This is a genomic window from Paraburkholderia sp. BR10954 (genome assembly GCF_040965775.1).
GTDB classification, from domain to species: domain Bacteria; phylum Pseudomonadota; class Gammaproteobacteria; order Burkholderiales; family Burkholderiaceae; genus Paraburkholderia; species Paraburkholderia youngii.
Genome location: NZ_JBFRCK010000155.1, coordinates 1 through 1,765, shown reverse-complemented (window position 1 = coordinate 1,765; position 1,765 = coordinate 1). Strand labels below are relative to the sequence as shown.

Here is a 1,765-nt window from a genome sequence, read left to right as displayed (position 1 = left end):
CCCCCGTCGGCGCACTCGAGATCGCACTGGCCGACATCTGGCGTGAACTGCTCGGCGTCCACACAGTCAGTCGACACGATTCGTTCTTTGCTCTTGGCGGACACTCCCTGCTCGCTGTTCAAATGATCGAACGGCTGCGCCGTCTGGACCTGAGTCTGGCTGTACGCGACCTGTTCCAGACCCCGGTGCTGTGCGCACTGGCTCGCGTCCTAGGCCAGCATCGCGAAGTGCCGGTGCCGCCTAATCAGATTGCGCTGGATTGCCAGACCATCACGCCCGACCTGCTGCCTCTAATCGATCTCACTCAGGACGAAATCGATCGTATCGTGGCGAATGTACCGGGGGGGACCTCTAAGATACAGGACATCTATGCCCTTTCCCCCTTACAGGACGGCATCCTGTTTCACCACCTGCTGGCCACTGACGGTGACCCCTATCTGCTGCTCGTTCAAATGGCTTTCACGGAACGTGATACGCTGGACCGCTATTTGGCCGCGGTCCAGCACGTTGTCAATCGACACGACATTCTGCGTACCGCATTCGTCTGGGAAGGCCTGTCGAATCCCGCCCAGGTGGTCTGGCGGCAAGCTTCGCTGCCAGTAACTGAGCTGAAACTCTCGCCGGCAGACGGTCCCGTTACCGTCCAACTGGCTGAGCGTTTCGATCCCCACCAGTACCGGATCGATCTAAGCCAGGCGCCGCTGCTGCGCCTTGTAGTCGCGCAAGATGAACAAGGACGCTGGATCCTACTCACCCTGCTACATCATCTGATTAGCGACCATTCGACGCTAGAGGTGATGCAGGCAGAGGTGCGGGCATTCATGGAAGATCGAGGTGCAACGCTGCCATCGCCCGAACCGTTCCGTAATCTTATCGCACAAGCCCGACTGGGAACCGCGACAGATGAACACGAACGCTTCTTCCGGGCAATGCTCGCGGACGTCACTGAGCCAACGCTGCCGTTCGGGCTGGTCGAGGTACACCGTGATGGCTCTCAGGTAGGCGAGACCCGGCGAATGCTATCCTCCAATTTGAACCTGAGGCTGCGTGCACAGGCCCAACGCCTGGGCGTGAGTCTCGCCAGCTTGTGTCATGTCGCGTGGGCGCAAGTGCTTGCGCGTACCAGTGGCCAGGAACAGGTCGTATTCGGCACGGTCTTGTTCGGGCGGATGCAAGCAGGCGAAGGAGCAGACCGGGCGATGGGGCTGTTCATCAACACGCTGCCGCTTCGGTTGGATATGGATGAGGTCAGTGTGGCCGAGCGCGTGCGTCATACGCATGCAAGGCTGGCGGAATTGCTGGAGCACGAACATGCATCGCTCGCACTGGCTCAGCGATGCAGTGGCGTACCGGCAGGCACGCCGCTGTTCAGTGCGCTGCTGAATTACCGGCATAACTCGATACCGTTCGGCGAGACCGAGGCGAACGACACCTTGTCGGGTATCGAAATGCTTAGCTCCCACGAGAGGACCAACTATCCATTCGTGCTATCGGTGGAGGATTACGGACAGGCGCTGGGGGTGACGGCGCAGGTGCAATCGCCCATTGATTCGCAGCCGGTATGTGGGTATATGGAGCAGGCGCTCCGCAGTCTGGCCGATGCGCTGGAGCAGACTCCTGGTCAGCCGGTGCGTCAATTGGAGGTGGTGCCCAAAGCGGAGCGGGAGCTGCTGCTGCAGACCTGGAACGCAACCGAGGCGCCCTATCCCGATCAGGCGTGCATCCACCAGTTGTTCGAAGAGCAAACCAAGCGAACGCCCGAAGC

The 1,765-nt window shown here is 60.3% G+C and carries 1 protein-coding gene; it reads left to right on the top strand.

Annotation, left to right across the window (positions count from 1 at the left end; genetic code table 11):
- Positions 1 to 1,765 (top strand): condensation domain-containing protein (locus tag AB4Y34_RS41530; protein WP_368719269.1); only part of this gene is annotated, 1,765 nt, incomplete at both ends.